Origin of the sequence: Nonomuraea sp. B10E15 (assembly GCF_039871615.1) — a bacterium.
Classification (GTDB): Bacteria; Actinomycetota; Actinomycetes; order Streptosporangiales; family Streptosporangiaceae; genus Nonomuraea.
The window spans coordinates 881309-901887 of record NZ_JBDPMB010000001.1; the positions used below are offsets into that span (position 1 = coordinate 881309).

At 71.4% G+C, this 20579-nt stretch carries 26 protein-coding genes; 13 read left to right on the forward strand and 13 right to left on the reverse strand.

All coding sequences use genetic code 11. The features are described 5' to 3' along the window. Position 1 precedes the first annotated feature (1 nt). Positions 2–964 carry a phosphotransferase gene (locus ABGB14_RS04045; RefSeq protein WP_347642148.1) on the reverse strand — a complete coding sequence of 321 codons (963 nt, stop codon included), beginning with the start codon at positions 962–964 and terminating at the stop codon, positions 2–4. A 190-nt stretch (positions 965–1154) separates the two neighbouring features. Here ABGB14_RS04045 and ABGB14_RS04050 point away from each other — a divergent pair, with 190 nt between their 5' ends. From ABGB14_RS04050 to ABGB14_RS04065, 4 genes are read left to right on the forward strand one after another with little or no spacing between them, the layout of a single operon-like run. Next, entirely contained in the window at positions 1155–2396 is a 1242-nt protein-coding gene (locus tag ABGB14_RS04050) for a Tm-1-like ATP-binding domain-containing protein (protein ID WP_347642149.1), read from the forward strand. After that, entirely contained in the window at positions 2393–3214 is an 822-nt protein-coding gene (locus ABGB14_RS04055; RefSeq protein WP_347642150.1) for a phosphoenolpyruvate hydrolase family protein, read from the forward strand. Before ABGB14_RS04050 ends, ABGB14_RS04055 begins: the two co-directional genes overlap by 4 nt. A gap of 16 nt (positions 3215–3230) precedes the next feature. Then, positions 3231–3638: a cupin domain-containing protein gene (locus ABGB14_RS04060; RefSeq protein ID WP_347642151.1), complete on the forward strand. Its 408-nt coding sequence runs from the start codon at positions 3231–3233 to the stop codon at positions 3636–3638. Between the two features lie 41 nt (positions 3639–3679). Beyond that, on the forward strand, positions 3680–3895 hold the full coding sequence (locus ABGB14_RS04065) for a hypothetical protein (RefSeq protein WP_347642152.1): 216 nt from the start codon (positions 3680–3682) through the stop codon (positions 3893–3895). A 25-nt stretch (positions 3896–3920) separates the two neighbouring features. On the opposite strand, the gene ABGB14_RS04070 is transcribed toward ABGB14_RS04065, so the two are convergent. Beyond that, positions 3921–4070 (reverse strand): Arc family DNA-binding protein, encoded by a 150-nt coding sequence (locus ABGB14_RS04070; protein WP_347642153.1) that lies wholly within the window; start codon positions 4068–4070, stop codon positions 3921–3923. A gap of 37 nt (positions 4071–4107) precedes the next feature. Here ABGB14_RS04070 and ABGB14_RS04075 point away from each other — a divergent pair, with 37 nt between their 5' ends. Both ABGB14_RS04075 and ABGB14_RS04080 read left to right on the forward strand, forming a co-directional pair. After that, entirely contained in the window at positions 4108–5304 is a 1197-nt protein-coding gene (locus ABGB14_RS04075) for a transposase (protein WP_347642154.1), read from the forward strand. Between the two features lie 255 nt (positions 5305–5559). Further along, on the forward strand, positions 5560–6459 hold the full coding sequence (locus ABGB14_RS04080) for a hypothetical protein (RefSeq protein WP_347642155.1): 900 nt from the start codon (positions 5560–5562) through the stop codon (positions 6457–6459). Here the strand turns inward: ABGB14_RS04080 and ABGB14_RS04085 are convergent. Together ABGB14_RS04085 and ABGB14_RS04090 are read right to left on the reverse strand one after the other, a co-directional pair. Then, positions 6419–6976: a hypothetical protein gene (locus tag ABGB14_RS04085; protein WP_347642156.1), complete on the reverse strand. Its 558-nt coding sequence runs from the start codon at positions 6974–6976 to the stop codon at positions 6419–6421. The genes ABGB14_RS04080 and ABGB14_RS04085 overlap by 41 nt on opposite strands. A gap of 113 nt (positions 6977–7089) precedes the next feature. Further along, positions 7090–8295, reverse strand: coding sequence for a site-2 protease family protein (locus tag ABGB14_RS04090; protein ID WP_347642157.1), 1206 nt, complete (start codon positions 8293–8295; stop codon positions 7090–7092). A gap of 141 nt (positions 8296–8436) precedes the next feature. On the opposite strand from ABGB14_RS04090, the gene ABGB14_RS04095 reads away from it, so the two are divergent. Further along, positions 8437–9468 carry a LacI family DNA-binding transcriptional regulator gene (locus ABGB14_RS04095; protein WP_347642158.1) on the forward strand — a complete coding sequence of 344 codons (1032 nt, stop codon included), beginning with the start codon at positions 8437–8439 and terminating at the stop codon, positions 9466–9468. Here the strand turns inward: ABGB14_RS04095 and ABGB14_RS04100 are convergent. Further along, positions 9449–9778 (reverse strand): DUF3040 domain-containing protein, encoded by a 330-nt coding sequence (locus tag ABGB14_RS04100; protein ID WP_347642159.1) that lies wholly within the window; start codon positions 9776–9778, stop codon positions 9449–9451. The genes ABGB14_RS04095 and ABGB14_RS04100 overlap by 20 nt on opposite strands. A 273-nt stretch (positions 9779–10051) precedes the next feature. Between ABGB14_RS04100 and ABGB14_RS04105 the strand changes: the two genes are divergently transcribed. After that, complete coding sequence (locus ABGB14_RS04105) at positions 10052–10564, forward strand: MarR family transcriptional regulator (RefSeq protein WP_347642160.1); 513 nt, start codon at positions 10052–10054, stop codon at positions 10562–10564. A gap of 111 nt (positions 10565–10675) precedes the next feature. On the opposite strand, the gene ABGB14_RS04110 is transcribed toward ABGB14_RS04105, so the two are convergent. From ABGB14_RS04110 to ABGB14_RS04125, 4 genes are read right to left on the reverse strand one after another with little or no spacing between them, the layout of a single operon-like run. Further along, complete coding sequence (locus ABGB14_RS04110) at positions 10676–11647, reverse strand: glycine betaine ABC transporter substrate-binding protein (protein ID WP_347642161.1); 972 nt, start codon at positions 11645–11647, stop codon at positions 10676–10678. A 47-nt stretch (positions 11648–11694) separates the two neighbouring features. Continuing rightward, positions 11695–12462, reverse strand: a complete 768-nt coding sequence (locus tag ABGB14_RS04115) for an ABC transporter permease (protein WP_347642162.1) — start codon at positions 12460–12462, stop codon at positions 11695–11697. Then, complete coding sequence (locus ABGB14_RS04120; RefSeq protein ID WP_347643120.1) at positions 12452–13417, reverse strand: betaine/proline/choline family ABC transporter ATP-binding protein; 966 nt, start codon at positions 13415–13417, stop codon at positions 12452–12454. The genes ABGB14_RS04115 and ABGB14_RS04120 overlap by 11 nt, the downstream gene beginning before the upstream one ends. A gap of 16 nt (positions 13418–13433) precedes the next feature. After that, entirely contained in the window at positions 13434–14087 is a 654-nt protein-coding gene (locus ABGB14_RS04125; RefSeq protein ID WP_347642163.1) for an ABC transporter permease, read from the reverse strand. 124 nt (positions 14088–14211) lie between these two features. Here ABGB14_RS04125 and ABGB14_RS04130 point away from each other — a divergent pair, with 124 nt between their 5' ends. After that, positions 14212–15030 carry an IclR family transcriptional regulator gene (locus ABGB14_RS04130; protein ID WP_347642164.1) on the forward strand — a complete coding sequence of 273 codons (819 nt, stop codon included), beginning with the start codon at positions 14212–14214 and terminating at the stop codon, positions 15028–15030. Positions 15031–15046: 16 nt separating this feature from the next. On the opposite strand, the gene ABGB14_RS04135 is transcribed toward ABGB14_RS04130, so the two are convergent. Next, positions 15047–15748 carry a DUF4142 domain-containing protein gene (locus tag ABGB14_RS04135; RefSeq protein ID WP_347642165.1) on the reverse strand — a complete coding sequence of 234 codons (702 nt, stop codon included), beginning with the start codon at positions 15746–15748 and terminating at the stop codon, positions 15047–15049. A gap of 220 nt (positions 15749–15968) precedes the next feature. Here ABGB14_RS04135 and ABGB14_RS04140 point away from each other — a divergent pair, with 220 nt between their 5' ends. The 4 genes from ABGB14_RS04140 to ABGB14_RS04155 all read left to right on the forward strand — a co-directional run bounded on the left by ABGB14_RS04140 (position 15969) and on the right by ABGB14_RS04155 (position 19204). Next, positions 15969–16346 carry a hypothetical protein gene (locus ABGB14_RS04140; RefSeq protein ID WP_347642166.1) on the forward strand — a complete coding sequence of 126 codons (378 nt, stop codon included), beginning with the start codon at positions 15969–15971 and terminating at the stop codon, positions 16344–16346. 104 nt (positions 16347–16450) lie between these two features. Then, entirely contained in the window at positions 16451–17056 is a 606-nt protein-coding gene (locus ABGB14_RS04145) for a DNA starvation/stationary phase protection protein (protein WP_347642167.1), read from the forward strand. 63 nt (positions 17057–17119) lie between these two features. Beyond that, entirely contained in the window at positions 17120–17623 is a 504-nt protein-coding gene (locus ABGB14_RS04150; RefSeq protein WP_347642168.1) for a hypothetical protein, read from the forward strand. Positions 17624–17704: 81 nt separating this feature from the next. After that, entirely contained in the window at positions 17705–19204 is a 1500-nt protein-coding gene (locus ABGB14_RS04155; protein ID WP_347642169.1) for a hypothetical protein, read from the forward strand. 25 nt (positions 19205–19229) lie between these two features. Here the strand turns inward: ABGB14_RS04155 and ABGB14_RS04160 are convergent, their stop codons facing one another. The 3 genes from ABGB14_RS04160 to ABGB14_RS04170 all read right to left on the reverse strand — a co-directional run bounded on the left by ABGB14_RS04160 (position 19230) and on the right by ABGB14_RS04170 (position 20383). Then, positions 19230–19571 (reverse strand): TraR/DksA family transcriptional regulator, encoded by a 342-nt coding sequence (locus tag ABGB14_RS04160; protein ID WP_347642170.1) that lies wholly within the window; start codon positions 19569–19571, stop codon positions 19230–19232. Beyond that, positions 19564–19881, reverse strand: coding sequence for a TraR/DksA C4-type zinc finger protein (locus ABGB14_RS04165; RefSeq protein WP_347642171.1), 318 nt, complete (start codon positions 19879–19881; stop codon positions 19564–19566). The genes ABGB14_RS04160 and ABGB14_RS04165 overlap by 8 nt, the downstream gene beginning before the upstream one ends. Before the next feature lie 127 nt (positions 19882–20008). Then, on the reverse strand, positions 20009–20383 hold the full coding sequence (locus ABGB14_RS04170) for a hypothetical protein (RefSeq protein ID WP_347642172.1): 375 nt from the start codon (positions 20381–20383) through the stop codon (positions 20009–20011). Between the last annotated feature and the right edge of the window lie 196 nt (positions 20384–20579).

Here is a 20579-nt window from a genome sequence, read left to right on the forward strand (position 1 = left end):
GTCAGCGCAGCGGGAACCGGCCGGGGTCCACCGTGGCGAGGTCGCGCAGGAAGCCGCGTTTGCGGGGGTCGTCCCAGTCGTTCCACTCGGCGGCGTCGATCAGCGTCCACACGCCCCATTCCAGGAGCATGTAGCGCACGGCCACCGGCCACAGCGCCAGTTCGGCCTCGGTGAGCCGGACGTGCCGCCGGTACGCCGAGGAGAACGCCGACCACTCGCCGCCCGTGAAGAGCCGGGGCGGCGCGGTGGCCATCTCGTTGTGGAACAGCAGGGCGGCCAGCGCCAGGTCGAGGATGCGCGGCGCGTACTCGGCGTTGTCGGGGTCGATCAGCACGGGTGCCCCGTCGACGTAGACCAGGTTGCCGGCCTTGTAGTCCATGGACACCGCGGCCCGCGGGAGCCCGCCGTCGCGCACCGGCGGCAGCGTCTGCGCCATGAAGGACTCCAGCCACGGCTCGAAGCGGGCCATCACCTCGTCGCGCAGGTCAGGCGCGTGCTCGCCCAGCACCCGCCGCAGCCCGGTGACGTCCTCCTCGACCGAGGCGGCGTCGTGATCGGGCCAGCCGAACTCCGGCATGCCGTCGCCGGCCGGCCGGGCGGCGTGGATGCGGCCGAGGAGGTCGCCGGCCGCGGCGACGTCGTCAGGGGAGCCGGTGTACGGGCGGCCGTCGACCCACGGGTAGGCCACCCAGACCCGGTCGCCCACCTGGGCCGGGTTGTCGACGCGCAGGGGGAGCGGGGTGACCACGCCGACGTCCTCCCCGGCGAGCGCCTCCACCCATCGGGCGATCGCGGCCGCGGCCGACACGGGGCCGGTGGTCCGCTTGATCACCGCCTTGGCGCCGTTCAGCCGGACGGGGAAGACAGGGGCGTACGGATAGAAGGAGCGCTCGGGCCTGCCCTCTTCCCCGACGGCGAAGTGCTGGAAGACGTCGGCGAAGTCGGCCGCCCGGTCGTGGGTCATGTGCGCTCCTGCGGTTCTGGGCCGGCGGGGTGCCGAATCTATCCGAAAGCCGCCCGCCGCCGACACCGGTTATCGGGCGGGTGCCGGCGCCCTCCCACGCCCGGCCCGCCGGCCTTGCCGGGCCAGGCGTGGGAGTGCGCCGGGGCGGGCAACATCCAGGAGGTCTCCGAACAGAGGGGTGTGGCAGGACATGCCGTCCGTCGTGCTGATCGGCACACTCGACACCAAGGGCGAGGAGTACGCGTGGCTGCGCAACCGGCTCGTGGAGCTGGGCAGCGACGTGGTCGTGGTGGACGCCGGCGTCGGCGTCCCCAGCCAGACACTGCTCGCCGACGTCTCCAACGAGCAGGTCGCCGAGGCGGGAGGAGGCGACCTGCGGGCGCTGCGCGACGCCGGCGACCGGGGCGCCGCCGTGACCACCATGGGCCAGGGCGCGGCGGAGATCCTGGCCCGGCTGCACGCCGACGGCCGCGCCGACGCCGTGCTGGCGCTGGGCGGCAGCGGCGGCTCGTCGATCGCCGCGCGGGCCGTGCGCGACCTGCCCATCGGCCTGCCCAAGCTGATCGTGTCCACGATGGCGTCGGGAGACGTCTCGCCGTACGTCGGGGCGAAGGACGTCGCGATGATGTACAGCGTGGTCGACATCGCGGGCATCAACCGGCTCTCCCGAGCCGTCCTCGGCAACGCCGCCGCCGCGGCCGCGGGGATGGCCCGCTCGCACCAGCTCGCCAGGGCCCGGCTGACCGCGGGCGGATCCGACCGGCCGCTGGTCGGCGCGTCGATGTTCGGGGTGACCACTCCGGCCGTCGACGCCGCGCGCGAACGGCTCGCCGAGCTCGGCTACGAGGTGCTCGTCTTCCACGCGACCGGCGCGGGCGGGCGGGCGCTCGAAGGGCTCGCGGCGAGCCGGATGCTGGCCGGCGTGCTCGACCTGACCACCACCGAGCTGGCCGACGACCTCGTGGGCGGCGTCCTGTCCGCGGGGCCCGACCGGCTCACCGCGGCCGGCGCGCACGGCGTGCCGCAGGTGGTCGCGCCCGGCGCGCTCGACATGGTCAACTTCGGTCCCCGCGACAGCGTGCCCGCCGAGTTCGAGGAGCGCCTGCTGTACGTGCACAACCCCACCGTGACGCTGATGCGCACCACGGCAGGGGAGATGGCCGAGCTGGGCCGCCGGGTGGCCGCCAAGCTCCGCGACGCGAGCGGTCCCACCGTGCTGTTCGTGCCCCGCCGGGGCGTGTCCGCCCTGGACGCGCCCGGCGGCGCCTTCGCCGACCCGAAGGCCGACGCGGCCTGCTTCGAGGCCATGGCCGAAGGGCTGCGCGGCTCCGGAGTGCCCGTCGAGGAGCTCGACCTGCACGTCAACGACCCCGCCTTCGGCCGCGCCATGGCGGAGCGGCTGCACCACATGATCTCCGGAGGTGCCACGTGAACAGGCAGGACGTGCTCGACAGGCTGCGAAGCACGGTCGCGGCCGGGCAGCCGATCGTCGGCGCGGGAGCCGGCACCGGCCTGTCGGCCAAGTGCGCCGAGGCCGGCGGCGTCGACCTGATCATCATCTACAACTCGGGCCGCTACCGCATGGCCGGGCGCGGCTCGCTGGCCGGGCTGCTGCCGTACGGCGACGCCAACCAGATCGTCGTCGAGATGGCCGCCGAAGTGCTGCCGGTCGTGCGTGACACGCCGGTGCTCGCCGGCGTGTGCGGCACCGACCCGTTCCGCGTCATGCCGCTCTTCCTCGACCAGCTCAAGGCGATGGGGTTCGCCGGCGTGCAGAACTTCCCGACCGTGGGCCTGTACGACGGGACCTTCCGCCAGAACCTGGAGGAGACCGGCATGGGCTACGACCTGGAGGTGCAGATGGTGCGCCAGGCCCGCGAACGCGACCTCGTCACCGCCCCCTACGTCTTCGACGAGACCCAGGCGCGGGCCATGGCCGAGGCGGGCGCCGACGTGCTGGTGCCGCACGTGGGGCTGACCACCAAGGGCAGCATCGGCGCCGGCACCGCGCTGACCCTCGACGAGGCCGCCGAGCGCGTGCAGGCCATGCGCGACGCGGCCGTCGCCGTCCGGCCCGACGTGCTCGTGCTCTGTCACGGCGGCCCGATCGCCGAGCCGGACGACGCCGCTTACGTCCTGTCGCGGACGAAGGGCGTGGTCGGCTTCTTCGGCGCCTCGTCCGTCGAGCGGCTGCCGACCGAGCGCGCCATCACCGAGCAGGTACGGGCCTTCAAGTCCCTCACGTTCTGAAAGCGAGGAACCCGACATGCACGTCAGCCCCAACAGCGTGCCGACGATGGCCTTCGACTGGGGATCGATCAAGTGGTTCGTCACCCCGTCGGCCGTCGAGGGGGCGAGCAGCACCCTGGGCGAGGTCATCGTCAACCCGGGCCGCGGACACGCCCGCCACCACCACCCCGGCGCCGAGGAGATCATCTACGTCATCTCGGGTGAGGGCCGCCAGATGGTGGACGACGGCGAGGAGTTCACCATCAAGGAGGGCGACACGGTGCACATCCCCGCGGGCGTCTACCACTCGACGTACAACACCACCTGGCGGCCGTTGCGGCTGATCGTCACGTACACGCCCGGGGGAGAGGAGAAGGCACTGGAGGCCGCGCCGGACCTCACGCTGCACGAGCCCGGCGGCGTCGCGGAGTGGCGCCAGGCCTGACCCCGCGCGAGCCTGCAACCTTTCGCCCGGCCGGTCGCGTTGTGACGGGGCGAGAGGAGATCACGCTGGCCCGCCTGCGCTCGCTGGCGCCCGAACTTGCCGGGGTCGCCCTGGTGGTGGCGGGTTCGCAGCCGGCCGTCGCGCTGTTCCTCTGGCCGGCCGCGGGCGTGCTCGGCGGGGTGGTCATCAGCCGCTACCGGGTTCGTCCGCAGTGCTCCGGCCTTCAGGCCGGGGGTGAAGCGGACTCTCCCGCGTAGCGGGGCAGGGAACCACGAATCGCCGTCAAGGCGATTCGTGGTGCGCCTCGGCGGCGGCGAGCGCGATCTCAAGCAGGTGCACGATCTGAGAATTCAGGGATCGCCGCTCGGTCTCGGCGCGGGCGGCCACCCGGGCGTGGACGTCGTCGGGCAGCCGGAGCGTCATCCGAATCATGACACCATCGTAGTGTCATATCGGATAGGATCGTACCGTGCAGCTCCGGTACAACTTCCGCCTCTACCCGACCGCCGGTCAGCGTCAAGCGCTGGCGCGGGCGTTCGGGTGTGCGCGGACGGTGTTCAACGACGGGCTGCGCGCACGGCAGGACGCCCGCGAGCAGGGACTGCCGTACGTCTCGGACGCTGAGCTGTCCAAGCGGGTCATCACGCAGGCGAAGCAGACCTCGCAGCGGGCCTGGCTGGGCGAGGCGTCGGCGGTGGTGCTGCAGCAGGCGCTGGCCGACTTGAACACGGCCTACCGCAACTTCTTCGCCTCGATCACCGGCAAGCGCAAGGGGCCGAAGGCCGCCGCGCCCCGGTTCCGGTCCCGCAAGGATCGGCGGCAGGCGATCCGGTTCACCAAGAACTCCCGGTTTTCGGTCACGGCGGGTGGGAAGCTGCGCCTGCCGAAGATCGGGGACGTGCCGGTGCGCTGGTCGCGTTCCCTGCCGTCGGAGCCCTCCAGCGTCACGGTCGTTGTGGACGCAGCCGGGCGATACTTCGCCTCGTTCGTGGTCGAGGTCGGAGACGAGCAGCTGCCAGAGGCCACGAACGAGGTCGGTATCGACCTGGGGCTCACCCGCTTCGCGGTCCTCTCGGACGGCCGGAAGATCGACAACCCGCGGTTCCTGCGCCGCGCCGAGCGGCGGCTGCGCAAGGCACAGCAGGCCCTGTCGCGGAAGGCGAAGGGGTCGGCGAACAGGAAGAAGGCCGTCGTCCGCCTCGCCCGCGCACACGCGAGGGTGGCCGACGCGCGCCGGGACTTCGCGCACAAGCTCTCCACCCGGATCATCCGTGAGAACCAAGCGGTGATGGTGGAGGACCTGTCTGTGAAGGGCCTGGCCCGCACGAAGCTGGCCAAGAGTGTGCACGACGCCGGATGGTCGGCGTTCGTGAACATGCTTGCCTACAAGGCCGCCCGGCACGGCCGGATCTTGGTGAAGGTCGACCGCTGGTTGCCTAGCAGCAAGCTGTGCTCGGCCTGCGGCGCGGTTGCCGAGTCCATGCCGCTGGACGTCCGGTCGTGGGCCTGCCCGTGCGGGGCGGCCCACGACCGGGACGTCAACGCCGCGCTCAACATCCTCGCCGCCGGACGGGCGGAGAGGCTAAACGCCTGTGGAGGCCAGGTAAGACCACCGCTCACGGTGGCGCAGGCCGGTGAAGCAGGAAGCCTCAGAGGTGCCGCATGAAGCGACACGGGCTGAATCCCCGGCCGTCAGGCCGGGGAGCGCGTCAACTGGACCGGCAGCTCGCCCAGCGGCTGCGGGAGGCGGACGCCGAGCGGGAGGCGACCGCGAGCCGGGCGCGGCTGGCCGGGCAGGGCAGCGTGGCAGGTCCTGCACAACAGCGCCGATCCCGACCTCACCCACGACGTCGAGTTCAGGGTCAGGGAGGGAGACGGCACGCTGCTGCTCGTCCCCAGCCAGGTCGAGCTGCTCGGTCACGTGCTGACGGAGTTGCGGCCGCGCGGCCGGGTCACCGTGTCGGCGCGCGGCACGGGCCCGCTGGGGCAGGAGCGCCGGCTCGTCGTCGACGGCCGGCCGGTGCGGCTGGCGGCCGACCCGGGACGCGTGGCCGGGCCGTACGATCTGGGCCCGCTCATCATCGGGCTGAGCACGCTGGGCTCGCTCGCCCATTGCCTTCCGTCGTTCGAGGCGGTGCCGTGGCCCGCGGGCGTCGCCCTCGCCTGCGCCGGGCTCCTGCTGGCCTGGCGCGCGCACCTCGCCGTACGCGCGGGGAAAGCGGCGGCGCGGCCCGGCGTCGTCGCGGCCGCCCTGCTCTTCGGCGCCGTGGACGCGATCACCAGCACGCTGCTGATGAGCAACGTGGCCAGCGGCGGCCTGATCCGCGCGCCGTTCCTCTACTTCCTGGACTTCGTCATCCCGCTCGTCGTCTTCTCCTGGCCGGACCTGCGCCGCGAGCACCGGTGGGCGGCCGTCGCCGCGTCCGCGGCCATCGTCGCGGCCGGGACGGCGCTGCTGCCCGCGCCGCCGCAGCCGCGGGACCTCGTGATCCTGGTGTGGCCGGCCATCTTCGCCGTGGGGGCGACGGGCGTGCGGACGATGTTGCGCCAGGACTCCGCCGACCTGGACGCCCTCATCGCCCGCCGCCGGCGGGCCGCCGAGCGCGAGGGCCACGCGCGAGGGCGGGCCGAGGTGTTCGAGCTGGTCGAACGTGACGTACGGGCCGCGGAGGAACGCCTGCGCCGGCACCGGGGCACCATCGACCCGGTGCTGGCCGCGCACGCCGCCGAGCGCCTCGGCGACATCCGCGGCCGGCTCCGCCTGTCCGGCGCCGCGTCCGCTAGAGCGGGCGGCGGCGCTCAGGGCCGCACACCTGCTTGATCCCGTTGTCGGCCTCCATGCCCCAGCCGATGCGCGCCGCCCGGTAGTCCTGCCTGTTGGCGTCGGTGAAGTGGATCGACCTGACCCGGTTCCCGCTTCCGATCCGCACCCAGCCACTGACCGGTTCCTCATTCACCGGGATGCCCGGCCCTCGCACGACACTGCGTGCCGGGCGGAAGTCACCGTCCCCACGGATGTGGAACCGTACGACCGCCGTCGCGAGCTTCGGCGGGACGTAGAAGAAGAAGTCGCACGTCGTCCAGGTGTACCTGACCATGTAGGCGACCTGGACGCAGACATGCCTGCCGTTGGTCCACGTCCAGGCGATCCCCTTGCCTTCGGCGGAGTCCCTGAACCACTGGTCGGTGCCCGGGCACTTGTCGGTGCCAGCCTCATGGGTGGTGACCGCGGGCCTGAAGGAGAAGGTGGACGACGCCGACCCCGCCGCGGGGCTCGCCGCGACCAGGGTCCCTGTCAGTGAAAGTGCGGCCGCGACGGCCGCAGTCCTCGCTCGCACGTTACTCTCCCCGTCCTCTCGGCGTGCGTTGCGAGGCAACCGTAAGCCCGGCGGGTGCGCGTTTCCCCGTGCGGGAACGCGCACCCGGCTGCCCTATCCTGCGCGGCGGCGGGTCAGCGGCCTGAGCGGTCGAGGGGCCGGTCCGGATGACGCGTCGTCAGGTCGGCGCCCCGGGGGGCGTGGTAGGGGTCGCCGGCGTGCAGCCCGGCGGTCTGGATCACGCGGCTGATGTCGCTGGGCGTGAGCAGCCCGATCAGCCGCCCGTCCGGGTCGAGCACCACGGCGCGGCCGTCGGCGCACCCGCCCATCCTGGTCAGCAGGTCGGTCAGCGCCTCGTCCGGCCGGGCGGCGGGCACCTGGCCGGGAGGGCAGGCGATGTCGCGCAGCCGCGTCACCGGCCGCGCGTCCGGCGGCACCTGCCGGATGCGGTTGAGCGTGACCAGCCCGAGGAAGCGCATGTCGTGCTCCACCAGCGGATACGTCGACAGCCGCTCGCGCATGACGACCCGGTCGACGAGCTCGGCCACGGTCTCGTCCGGGTGGGCGATGACCAGCCGGTCCGACATGACGTCCCCGACCCTGACGCCGTGCAGCGCGGAGCCGAGTTGCGCCTGCTGCTCCTCGGCGCTGGCGGCGTTGACGAGGAACAGGCCGATCAGGGCCAGCCACAGCCCCTGGAACCCGCTCCCGGTGACGATCTGCAGGAAGCCCAGAACGATGAGGACGTAGCCGAAGGCCCGGCCGGCGCGGGCGGCGGTCACCGCCGCCCTGGTGCGGTCGCCCCACCGCGACCACAGGGCGGCGCGCAGCACGCGCCCTCCGTCCAGCGGCGCGGCCGGGATCAGGTTGAACACGGCCAGGATCACGTTGACCGCGGCGAGGTAGACGAACATCCCGGCCAGCAGCGGCGCCCCGTCGGCGGCGGCGACGAGGAGCGCGATGGCCCCGAAGATCACGCCGCACACGAGGCTGGTGAGCGGGCCCACCGCCGCGATCTTCAGGTCGGCTCCCGGCGAGCGCGGCTCGCCGCGCAGCTCCGCCACCCCTCCGAGCAGCCACAACGTGATGTGCGCCACGTCGATGCCATGGCGCTTGGCCATGAGCGCGTGGGAGAGCTCGTGGGCCAGCAGCGAGGCCAGGAACAACAGGGCCGTGGCCAGCCCGGCCAGCAGGTACACCACGGGAGAGTAGCCGGGGAAGACCGCGGGGAACCGGCCGAAGGCGAGCCCGACGAGCAGGATCACCACGATGACCAGCACGCTGGCGTTGAGCCCGACCGGAATCCCCCCGATCCGGCCGAGACTGATGGATGAGCGCATCCGCCCTCCCCACGGTACGAGTGTCCGCTCCACGTACCCACAAAAGGCACGTCCACGCAGTGACGCGGGTCGGCGCAGCGTCCAGGAACAACCGTGCGAAGAAGCGGTAGGATCAGCGGTGACCACCGGACACGAGGAACGATGTCGAGCATCAAAGAGGTCGCCCGGCTCGCCGGGGTCTCCGTCGGCACCGTGAGCAACGTGCTCAACCGGCCCGAGATGGTGGCCCCCGAGACGCGGCTGCGGGTGCAGGCGGCGATCGCCAGGCTCGGCTACGTCCGCAACGGCTCCGCCCGGCAGTTACGGGCCGGTCGCAGCCGGACCCTCGGCGTCGTCGCCCTCGATCTGGCCAACCCGTTCTTCATCGACGTGCTCAGGGGCGTGGAGACCGCGGCACAGCCGCTCGACGTCAACGTCATGGTCTTCAACAGCAACAAGGACGCCGCCCGCGAGGCGGGGCTGCTGCAGACGTTCGAGGAGCAGCGACCGCTGGGCGTGCTGATCACGCCGGTCAACGACAGCGGCGAGGAGGAGCGGTTGAGCCGGCTCCTCTCCCGCGGCATCCCGGTGGTGCGCTTCGACAGCTCCGCCCCGCACAGCCACGGCTGTGCCGTCGCCGTGGACGACGTGCTCGGCGGGCGCCTGGCCGGGCTGCACCTGCGCGAGCGGGGGCATCACCGCATCGCCTTCACCGGCGGGCCGTTCACCGTCCGCCAGGTGCGCGAGCGGCACCACGGTCTGGCGAGCGTGCTGGGCCCGGCCGACGCGCTGACCGTCATCCCGCTGCCCGACCTCACGGTGGTCACCGGGCGCACGGCCGGCGCGGAGATCGCCGGGCTCCCTCCCGACGAACGCCCCACCGCGCTCTTCTGCGCCAACGACCTGGTCGCGATCGGGGCGTTGCAGGAGATGACCCAGCGGGGCCTGCGGGTGCCGGCCGACGTGGCGATCCTCGGCTATGACGACATCGACTTCGCCGCCGCGGCTGCCGTGCCGCTGTCGTCGATCCGGCAGCCGCGCGAGCAACTCGGCCACACCGCCGCGCTGATGCTGCTGGAGGAGGCCAACCAGCCGGCCGGTCACGAACATCGCCAGGTCGTCTACCAGCCCGACCTGGTCGAACGCGCCTCCACCGCCGCTCACTGGAGCGGCGTCAGCTCATCTGGTCGTTGAGCTCGGTGGCGCCGGGGCCGGGGAAGGGGCCGTTGAAGGGGATCGCGGTCGGAGACGGCCGCAGCGTGCCCGACCAGTCCTGGTAGGACAGCAGGATGGCCACCGCGAGCACCAGGACGACGCTGGTGGCCGCGGCCAGCGCCCACAACACGACCGCCGGAGTGCTCAGGGCGTCGAGCCCGCGGGGCGGATCGAGCTCGACGCCCTTGCCGCGCGGCCCCGCCAGCAGCTTGTCGAGCACGGGATCCTCGTGCGCCAGCCGCTCCTCGATCTCCGCGAGCGCTCGCCGCTCGTCTCTGGACATCGCCATGTCTCAGGCCGTCTCCACATGACGGGAACGGCGGCCGGTCTGGAGAGGGGGCACATGCACCTGAGGGACTCCCAACGTGGCTCTCCACATTCTTGCAGTATGCAACATTAGTGACTCCGCTGTCACCGCGGGCGGAGTTCCGGGATCCGTCCCCGCGCGCGTGGCGCGCCGTGGTTGTCGAGGCCGGCCCGCGATCACGCGACCTGCGGATCCACGGAATCGGCAGCCGGGTCGCCCTGCGGATCCACGGCCTCGACCGTGTAGAACAGTTCTATGCCAGAGCGTCAATCCGCCCAGATGAACGGTGAGGATCAGGCCGCTGTCATCTCGGCGGTGCTGGCGGGCTCGCGGCTGCTGGTCGCGATCGCGGCGCGCTCGCTCGGCGCCGTCGCCGACCGGGTGACGTTGCCGCAGTTCCGGATGCTCGTGGTGCTCTCGGGACACGGCGAGACCAAACTCGTCACCATGGCGGAGCTGCTCGACGTCAATTCCTCCACCGCCATGCGGATGGCCGACCGGCTCGCCGCCGCGGGACTGGTGGTCCGCGAGGTCAATCCGATGAACCGGCGGGAGAGCCTGATGCGCCTGACCGATGAGGGCAGGCGCATCGTGGGCCAGGTGACAGCCCGCCGCCGGGACGAGATCGCGGCGATCGTCTCGCGCATGTCGCCGGCGGAGCGCCAGGCGCTGGTCTCGGCGATGACGGCCTTCAACGAGGCGGGCGGCGAGCCGGCGGCGCCGGCCCTGGGAGCCGGCAGTCACCCGCTCGGCTGGCCCGACGCCTGAGCGGGCACGCCACGTGCCACCCGGCCCGACGGGCCCGCAACCTGGGCGAGCGCCGGGTCCGGCGGTCCGTCACCTGATGGACCCCAGGTGACGGACCGCGCGATCAGGGGGTCAGGCCGCGCTGCCGAGGAAACCCTGCTTGTCCAGCCAGTCGGCGGCGACCTTGCCCGGCTCCATGCCCTCGACGTCGACCTGCGCGTTGAGCTGCTGCATGGTCGCGTCGTCCAGCTTGGCGATCACGGGCTGGAGCACCTTCTCGATCGCCGGGTTCTTCTGGTAGGTCTCCTCCCGCAGGGTCATGGCCGCGTTGTAGATCGGGAAGAACTTCTTGTCGTCCTCCAGCACGGTGAGGTCGAGAGCGGCGATGCGGCCGTCGGTGGTGAACACCTCGCCGAAGTTGCAGGTCTCGCCCTTGTCGGTCTCGGTGTAGACGACGCCGGTGTCGAGCAGGGAGATGTTGTCCTTGGGGATGGTCATGTCGTACGCCTTGCTCAGGCCGGGCAGCCCGTCGTCACGGGTCGAGAACTCCGTCTCGATGCAGATCGTGACTTCCTTTGGGTTTGTCTTGGCCAGCTCGGCCACGTCGGAGACCGTCTTGACGCCCAGCTCCTTGGCCTTCTCGGAGCGGATGGCCAGGGCGTAGGTGTTGTTCAGCGGGGTGGGGCCGATCCAGTGGATCTTGTTCTTCTGGAGGTCGGCCTCCGCGGTGGCCTTGAACTGCTCGGCGGAGTCCTGGATCGGCTTGGTGTTCTTCAGGAACTCGATCCAGCCCGTGCCGGAGTAGTCCCAGTACATGTCGATCTCTTTGGACTCCAGGGCCTTGCGGTTGGGCACCGTACCGCCGAGGTTGGTCTTGTCGACGATCTCGGCCCCGTGCGCCTTGAGCAGGTGCACGGCGATCTTGCCGAGGACGATGTTCTCGGTGAAGTCCTTGGAACCGACGATGTACTTGGTCCCCTTGAGCTCGTCGCCCGCGCTGCCGGCCTCGACGGCGTCGGAGGAACCGCAGGCGCTCAGGGTCGTGATCGAGAGTGCGGCGGCTGCGAGCAGGGTGAACGTCCGTCGAAGCGGGCGGGAGAACATTCGAAGCACCTTCTTGCTATGTGATCGGGTGATTACCGAAAGCGTGGTCACATGCCGCGTGGCTTGAGCAGGTCCTCGGCGAGCCCGCCGAGCCAGTCGATGAAGAAGGCGATGCACGCGGTGAGCACGCCTCCGACGATGGTCACGGGCATGCGGTTGAGCTTGAGGCCGTTGACGATCAGCTCGCCGAAGCCGCCGGCGGCGACGAAGGCGCCGAGCGTGGCGACGCCCACGGTCAGCACCAGCGCGGTGCGCAGGCCGGCCAGGATGGCGGGCACGGCCAGCTTGAGCTCGACCCGGCGCAGGATCTGGCCCCTGGTCATGCCCATGCCGCGGGCGGCCTCGATGAGCGCCGGGTCGACCTGCTGGACCCCGACCATGGTGTTGCGCAGGACGGGCAGCACGGCGTAGGCGACGAGGCCGACCAGCGCGGTCTGGAAGCCGACGCCCATGAGGAACGTGGCCAGAACGAGCAGGCCGATGGACGGGACCGCCTGGCCCAGGTTGCCCACGGTGAGGATGATCGGGGTGATCAGCCGGTTCCTCGACCGCGAGGCGGCGATGCCCAGCGGGATCGCGATGATCACCACGAGCGTGGTGGCGGCCACCGTCATCTGGATGTGCTCGACGGCCTTGGCCAGGATCACCGCCTGGTTGAGGCTGCGCTGCTCGATCGAGTCGAGTTCGAGCGTGCTGACCCAGGCGTACAGGGCGACCAGGACGGCGCAGAGGGCGACGGGCGTGAACAGGTGGCGCGCGCCGAACGTACGGCCGAGCTTCCGGGACCGCCCGACGGCCAGGGTCTCAGCGGTCACTGGACACCACGTCTTCCTGCGCGCCGGACCGGGTGCCCACGGCCTCGCACAGGGCGGAGTAGGTGAGCACCCCGGCCGGTGTGGCGCAGCTGTCGGCCCCATGGGCGATCATGGTGTCCAGCGCCTCGCGGAGGCTGGCGTCGGCGGACACCCGCGGCAGGCCCGGGCCGGCCGGCGAGCCCGTGGCGGGCACGTCCGACACGCGCATCAGCGCGAGCCGCTTGAGCGTGGCGTCCTGCCCGATGAAGCTCGCGACGTAGTCGTCGGCGGGGTCGGCGAGGATGGCGGCGGGCGTGTCGTACTGCGCGATGTGCGAGCCCTCGCGCAGCACGGCGATGCGGTCGCCCAGCTTGATGGCCTCCTCGAAGTCGTGCGTGACGAAAATGATCGTCTTGCGCAGCTGCTTCTGCAGTTTGACGAACTCGTTCTGCAGGTGCTCGCGCGTGATGGGGTCGGTGGCGCCGAACGGCTCGTCCATGAGCATCACGGGCGGGTCGGCGGCCAGCGCCCTGGCCACGCCCACGCGCTGCTGCTGGCCTCCGGAGAGCTGGCGGGGGTAGCGGTCGCGGAAGGCCGACGGCTCCAGGTTCACCAGCGACAGCAGCTCGTCGACGCGGGCGGAGATCCGGTCGGCCGTCCAGCCGAGCAGGTTGGGGACCAGCCCGATGTTCTGCGCGATGGTCTGGTGGGGGAACAGGCCCACCTGCTGGATGGCGTACCCGATGTGGCGGCGCAGCTGGTCGGGGTCGAGGCTCAGCACGTCCTGCCCGCCGATGCGGATCTCGCCGGACGTCGGCTCGACCAGGCGGTTGATCATCTTCATGGTGGTCGTCTTGCCGCAGCCCGAGGGGCCGACGAAGACGACCAGCTCGCCGGCCGGGATGTCGAGGGTGACGTTGTCGACCGCTGGGGCGGGCTGGCCCGGATAGTGCTTGGTCAGCGAGCGCAGCTCGATGCGCACGCCTTCGGTGTCACGGTCGAACACGAAGCCCCCTCGGGGTGGTGATGTAGCGAACGGCGAAGAAGAACAGGTCGAACAGGATGGCGATGACCACGATGCCCAGCGTTCCCGCGAGGGTGGCGTTGAGCGAGTTCACCGAGCCGAGCCTGGACAGGCCCTCGAAGATCTGCGTGCCCAGGCCAGGGCCGTCGACGACGGCGGCGATGGCGGCGATCCCGATCAGCATCTGCGTCGAGATGCGCACGCCGGTCAGGATCAGCGGCCAGGCCAGCGGAAGCTGGACCCGCAGCAGCAGCCGGGTGCGGCTCAGGCCCATCCCGCGGCCCGCCTCGACGGTGGCCGCGTCGAGGCCGCGCATCCCGGTGACGGTGTTGCGAATGATCGGCAGGAACGCGTAGGCGGTCAGCGAGACCAGCGTGGATCCCCAGCCCAGTCCGACGATGGGGATGAGGAGGGTGAGCAGCGCGAGCGACGGGACCGTCAGGATCCCGGCGGAGATCGCCACCGAGGTGCTCCGCACTTTCGGGGCGTCATAGGCGAGGAGCCCGATCCCGACGCCCGCCACGGTGGCGATCGCTATGGCGATCCCCACGACGAGGGCGTGCTCGGCTGCAGCCAGCGAGAGGGTGTCCCAGCGTGAGACCACGTACTCGCTGAAATTCATGGGGGTACCGGCTTCCTTTACGCTTGCATGGGTTCGCAAACGTATGCGATTAGTTGCGGTGAGCGCAAAACTAGGTGCAACTAGCGCAACAGTAGTGCAATGGTTCTGTTATGAACGGATAGGGATGACGGACAAGCCGATGGTGCCCTCGGCAGGTCTACGCCGGGACATGGAGATCCTCGAACTTCTCGCAGGTCACGGGGATGGCCGCGATGCCGACGGGTTCGGTGTCAGCTGGATCGCGCAGCGGCTGGGCCGGGAGAAGAGCCAGGTGTCCAGAGCGCTGCGCGCGCTCGAACTCGAAGGCATGGTCGAACGCGACCCGATCACCCGGCGCTACCGCCTCGGGTGGCGGCTGTTCGCGCTGGCCGCACGCACCCAGCACGCCAGGCTGGTCCAGGTCGCCGCCCCCTACCTGCGGGGCCTGGCCACCGCCTTCGACGAGGACGCCTACCTGTGCGTGTTGCGCGGCAACCTGGTGCTGACGCTGATGTCGGTGCCGTCGTCGCGGGTCTACCACCGGGTCTGGGAGGGCATCTCCGTGCCGCTGCTCATGGCCGCCGCGGGCCGCTCCCTGGTCGCCGACTGGGACGACCAGCGGATACGCGAGCTGCTGCGCGCCACCACCCTGCCCTCCGGGCTCGACTCGGCGGTCAGCGGCACGGAGGAGTGGCTGGCCGACCTGGCCCACGTACGGTCATGTGGTTACGCCGTGACGGACGTCGAGCTGGAGGACAGCAAGGCCGGGGTGTCGGCGCCCGTACGCGATCACCGGGGGCTGATCACGGCGGCGCTCAGCGTGTCGGTGACCCGGACGCACACGGCGGCCCGGCTGCACGAGATCGGCGCCGCCGTCGGTGAGGCGGCGCGCCAGCTGTCCATCTCGCTGGGCCTGGTGCCGGACGGCCGCCCGGTCATGTCGCCCAGGGAGGGGTCGCTGTGACAGGGGCTGCCCGGCGTCAGGCGCTCGGGGTCGGGAAGCTCTCCGGCGTGGTGAGTCCGGTGCTCTCGAGCAGGCGCTGGTGGTTGAGCACGGCCGCGTTGCACTGCTCGGAGAACGCCCTGACCAGGGTGTTCTGCGTGCTGCCGCGGACCGTGCCGATGAGGCCGAAGATCTGGCCATGGGCCAGGCGCAGCCATTTCACGTACGTGGTGTCGTAGTCGATCCCCGTGCGCCCGGAAATGTCGGACATCCAGCTCTGCTGGTCGTCGGTGGGCCTGACGGGCAGCTCCACGTTCAGCTTGGTCGCGAGGTCGCGTGCCGCCTCGTCGAGCTCGTGGTGCTGCGACGCGATCTCGGAGCTGATCTTGCGGACCTTGGCCGTGCTCGCCTTCTGGACGGCCTCCTGGGCGATGACCATCTCCCACAGGGTGGCGAGCCGGACCTTCTTGATCAGCGAGCGGTCCGTCTCCGACAGCGGCCCCCACTTGGTGAGCCACGTGCCCGAATCGCCCTCCTGATCCGCCTTGGGGGTCTCCGCGGCGTCCTGCGTCTCCTCGGGGAACGCCGTGTCCGTCGGCAGCGGGGCGGTGGTCTGCACGGCGGCGACATCAGGCAGGCCGGCGCTCTGCGCGGGGAACGACGGGGCGCACGCGCCGAGCGGGACCATCGCGGCCAGGCCGCAGACGACGATAACCGGACGGCTGCGTCGGAGTCGCATGTGCCGTCATCCCCTCTGGGTTTCAGGGCTCGGCCCCTGCATGGGCTGCGCCGGGTCACTACGGGATACGCGGCGTCCGCGAGAAGCGTTCAGGTGGCGGGCCGAAAAGGCGCGAGGCGTTGGGCCGGAATGCGGCGACAGTCCGTTGCGCGAAGCAACGGACTGCTAGGGTGGGCTCGCACAACACGCTCCCCCCACCTGGACGGATGCCATGAACCCGATGGAACCAGGCGCCTACGGGGCTCATCCTGACTTCGACATCGGGTTCGACCGCCACGGCCGCATCGCGCTCCTGCACCTGAAGGGCCGCCTCGCCGGGGTGGCATCGCTCGTCCTCCAGCAATACCTCGTCAAGGTGCTGGTCGCCCGGATACCGCCGCTGTTCATCGTGAACGTCGAGGGCCTCACCGAGACCGACGACTCGGGGCGCGAGACGCTGCGCTCGGCCGACCGGCACGCACGGGCGTCGGGCGGGCGCATGATCGTCGCGGGTGGCGGCGGGGCGCAGCGCCTGGAGCTGGGCGCCCTGGACCAGGTGGACTCCGTCGACGACGCGTTCGCCGAGCTCACCCGCTCCGGCGCCGGCGACCTGCTGTAGCGGGCGCACGGGTCTTTTCCGATTGATGGGCGAACGTGGTGCTCGTACGCCCTGGTCCAGGGGAATGTTCGGTCCGACGTGACCCGTACAGGAAGGATCGGACCGTGGCCACCATCAAACGCACCGCCAAGTCTCGCCGGAAAGGGTCCAGCCAGCCGTGGATTCACCAGGACGGCGTGGAGATCCAGGAGTTCGGCACGGTCCGCATGTTCCCGCTCGGGCTCACGTACGAAGCGCGGATGTACTCCTGCCAGCGCCTCAACCAGGTGCTCGCGGACACCCAGATCCTCTACAGCCTGTACAAGAAGCACCACTGGCTGATGCGCGGCCCGACCTTCTACCAGCTCCACCTGCTGCTCGACAAGCATGCCGCGGAGCAGCTCGAGCTCGTCGACGCGCTCGCCGAGCGGGTGCAGACCCTCGGCGGCGTGGCCGTCGGCGATCCGCGGCACGTCTCTGAGATCACCGTCATCCCGCGCCCGCCGGACGGCGCGGAGGAGGTGCCCGCGATGTTGTCGCGGCTGATCGAGGCGCACGAGGCGATCCTGGTGGCGGCGCACGACGCGGCCGCCCGCGCCGCCGAGATGGGCGACGACGGCACCAACGACCTGCTCGTCTCCGACGTCATCCGCACGGGAGAGCTGCAGACGTGGTTCCTCATCGAGCACCTCGTGGACACACCGCTGGTCGAGGCGGCCCGCGACCGCTAGAGCGGCCGTTGGAGCGACCGGCCGGTGATGCGCCGCGTGGCGGCGTGAGGCATCCTCTCAAGGGTGACGTCCAGGATCATCCCCCGCACCATGCTCGTACGCCGCTTGCGCAACCTGGCGGTGCTCGAGCCGGTGAACATCGTGATCTTCGGCGTGGTGGCGTTCGTGCTCCTGCCCGCGCCGCTGAACGCGGTCAACGTGACGGGGTTCGTCCTGGTGGCCGTGCACCTGCTGATCGGCGGCGGCTACTGGGCGATCAAGGTGCGGCAACTGCGCGCGCGGCTGCCGGAGCCGCCGTTCATCGGCGCCTTCGGGTGGTTGCGCCGGTTGTGCGAGGCCGGCCTGATCGCCGGGCTCGTCATCCTCGCGGTGTCCGTGGCGCGCGAGGCTCCGGGGTTCGGGTCGGCGCCGGGGTTCCTGTTCTACCTGCTGGCGGTGGCCGAGTACGTGAACTATTTCCACTGGCAGCTCAGCCACCAGTCCGCCGGGGACATCAGGCGGCTGCTGCGGACGCGGCGGTTGCACCGCTCGCATCTCCACCTCGACATGCGCGCCCATCGAGGGTGAGCGTCACCGGCGGGCATACGTTCGGAAAAGTCCTGCCGTTACGGCCGTCCCGCGCCCGCGTCGCGCGCTAAGAACATGCCGGTGAGTTCATCGTTGCGTTCACGGCTGCGCGCCGACCCGTGGCGCGTGCTGCTCGTTCTGGTGGCCGCCTCCTACGGGATCGCCCAACTGCTCCTGGTCGGCCCGGGAATGGGGCTGGGCTGGGACGAGGTCGTCTACGTCAGCCAGGTCGACCCGCGTGTGCCCGCGGCTGAGTTCATCGCGCCGCGCGCCCGCGGCATCACCCTGATCGTCGCCCCTCTCGTGCTGGTCACGTCGTCGACGGAGGCGTTGCGAATCTACCTGTGCGTGCTGTCGGCGCTGGCGCTGGCCGTGTCGTTCGGCACCTGGCTGCGGGTGCGCCCAGGACCGGTCGTGCCGATGGCGGCCCTGCTGTTCGCGTCCTTGTGGTCGTCGCTGTTCTACGGCAACGAGGCCATGCCGAACCTGTGGGTGGCGTTCTCGGCGGTCGCGGCGACCGGGTGGTGCGTGCGCTGCCTGCGCCAGGATGGCGGGCTCGGCCCGCTGCTGGGGCTGGCGGCGAGTGTGGCCGCGGTGGGGCTGCTGCGCCCGCCGGACAGCGTCTGGCTCGCCCTTCCGCTGGCTGTGGCGCTGCTGATCACACCAGGCCGGCGGCGGGTCAAGGCCGTGATCGCGCTCGGAACGGGCCTGGCCGCGGGCTGGGCCGACTGGATCGTGGAGGCGTACGTGCGCTTCGGCGGGCTCGCCGCACGCTGGCAGGCCGCAGGCGCGGCGAACGAGACGGGCCTGCACGTCTCCCTGTACGAGCACGCCCGGGCACTCAACGGGCCGCTGCTGTGCCGGCCGCCCGCCCACTGCGGGCCCGTCGTACTGCCCTGGCTGGTGTGGTGGAGCACGATCCCGGTCCTCGTCCTGCTCGGCCTGTACGCGGCTCGGCGCTCGGCCCTCCTGGCCGAGTGCGCGCTGCCTGCCGCCACCGGGCTGGCGCTGGCCGTGCCGTACGTTTTCCTCGTCGGTTACGCGGCGCCCCGGTTCCTGCTTCCCGCGTACGCGCTGCTGGCCCTGCCCATCGCGTACGGTGCGGTCTGGGCGCTGGAGAGGTCGCGGCGGGCCGGGTTCGGCCTCGTCGCCGCCGGTCTGCTCGCCCAGTTCACGATGCAGGGGCTCACGCTCGACAAGGTCGTGGCCCTTCGGGTGACCAAGCGGCAGGCCGACGTCGAGGTGGCCGGCGCCCTGCGGGCCGCCGGTGTACACGGCCCGTGCCTGGTGTACGGCGAGCACGCGGTGATCATCGCCTACCGGCTGGGCTGCGACGGGCACACCGTGCTGGACTGGCCGCGCGGCGACGAGACGCCGTCCGCCGTGCGCGACGCCCAGGACGCGGGCAAGCGGGTGGTGGCCGTCGACAAGGGCCGGCCGGTTCCCGCGCCGTTCCTCCTGGAATGGGAGAAGGGGCGGCTGCCAGGGGCCCGGCCGGGCGCGTGGCACGCGTACTTCCCGCGCGCCGAACCGTACGGCCGGCCGGCGCCCCGATGGTCGCGCCGGGAAGAGCGGGGCTGACTCCGCTCTTCCCGGCCCGGCGCCGTCAGGCGGCTTCGTGCCGACGCTGGCAGCCGATGCAGTAGCGGGCCAGCGGCCGGATCTTGAGCCGCTCGAACGGGATGCCCGCCTCGCAGTGCGAGCAGCGCCCGTAGGTGCCCTCGGACAGTCGTTCCAGGGCCTGGCCGAGCTCGGCGATGGCACGGTCGGCGGCGGCGATGTTGACGAGCAGTTCCTGCCACGTGTCGTCGGCACCACTGCCCTCGCGCGCCGCCGCCTGCAGACCGGTCAGCTGGTTGCTGCGCCGGGACAGTTGCTCCTGGAGCTCCTGACGCAGCGTCTCGGCCTGCACGCTGCTGAGGTGGGTCGTTCCGTTGGTGTCAGTCATGCTGATGTCCTCTCTGGAGCGCGCACCGGTCGCAGATGCTCCGGTACGGCCTCCGCAGGAGCTGTTCGTAGGCGATGAAAGTCCCGCAGCACCGGCACGTGCCGTAGATGCCCCGGTCCATGCGGTCGAGCGCGGCCTCGATCTCGGACGTGCGCGGATCGGCCGTGACGCCAGGGGTGGCATCCGCCGGCCGGGGGCGGGACAGGGCGGCCGCGAGCTGGTCCTGCAGCAGCTCACGGAGTTCTTCCAGCCGCGCCAGGTGCCGCTCGTAGTGCTGCAGGTGCGTGTGGACTGATCTGACGTCGGCCATGTCGATGCTCGGCTCCTTGCTTGCGGGAAACGGCACACCTCCGGGGTGGCCGAAGGAGCGCTCGCGAGCGGGCCCGGGCATGCGTGACCGGGCCTGGCGCCGCGCGAGCGGCAGGAGAAGAGGAGCGCTAGATCAGCGGCGGGCTGCGCGACCCGGCGGTGCGGTGCGCGAGTTGCTGGGGATCGCGGATCCCGCCCGGGTCGAGCCCGGACGCGGGCGACATCGCGAGCCGGCCGGCCTCGTGGCGGCGTTCACCGCGCAGGGGCGGCCACAACGGCAGCACCTGCCGCTCGCCGGTCGCCGTCTGCGGCGGCATGCTCGACAGCTGCGCGTCCCATGCCTCCGGTGTCCACGTCTGCGTGGCGCCGAGGCCGGGTTGGTACGCACGGCCGCCGCCGTGCCAGTTGTAGGTGGATCCGACCAGCAACAGGGACAGCAGGACCAGGCCCATCACGCTGGTGAACGCGATGGGCCCGCGTGGTGTTCTCCACGGTCCCGTCATAAGGCCGACCATAGCCCAGACAGTGGGAAAAGGCATGCGTGCCGGCTCGGCGAAACCGGCGGCCCGCTCGTGCCGCCGAGGCCGGCCCTGTCCGGCTCCTGGGTGACTCCCGTCGCGACGGGTAGAATCGGGCATTGAGGTATGAATTCCGCAGATCGCGGCACAGCCGCGGCGGCTGGAGGTGATGCCCTCTCTC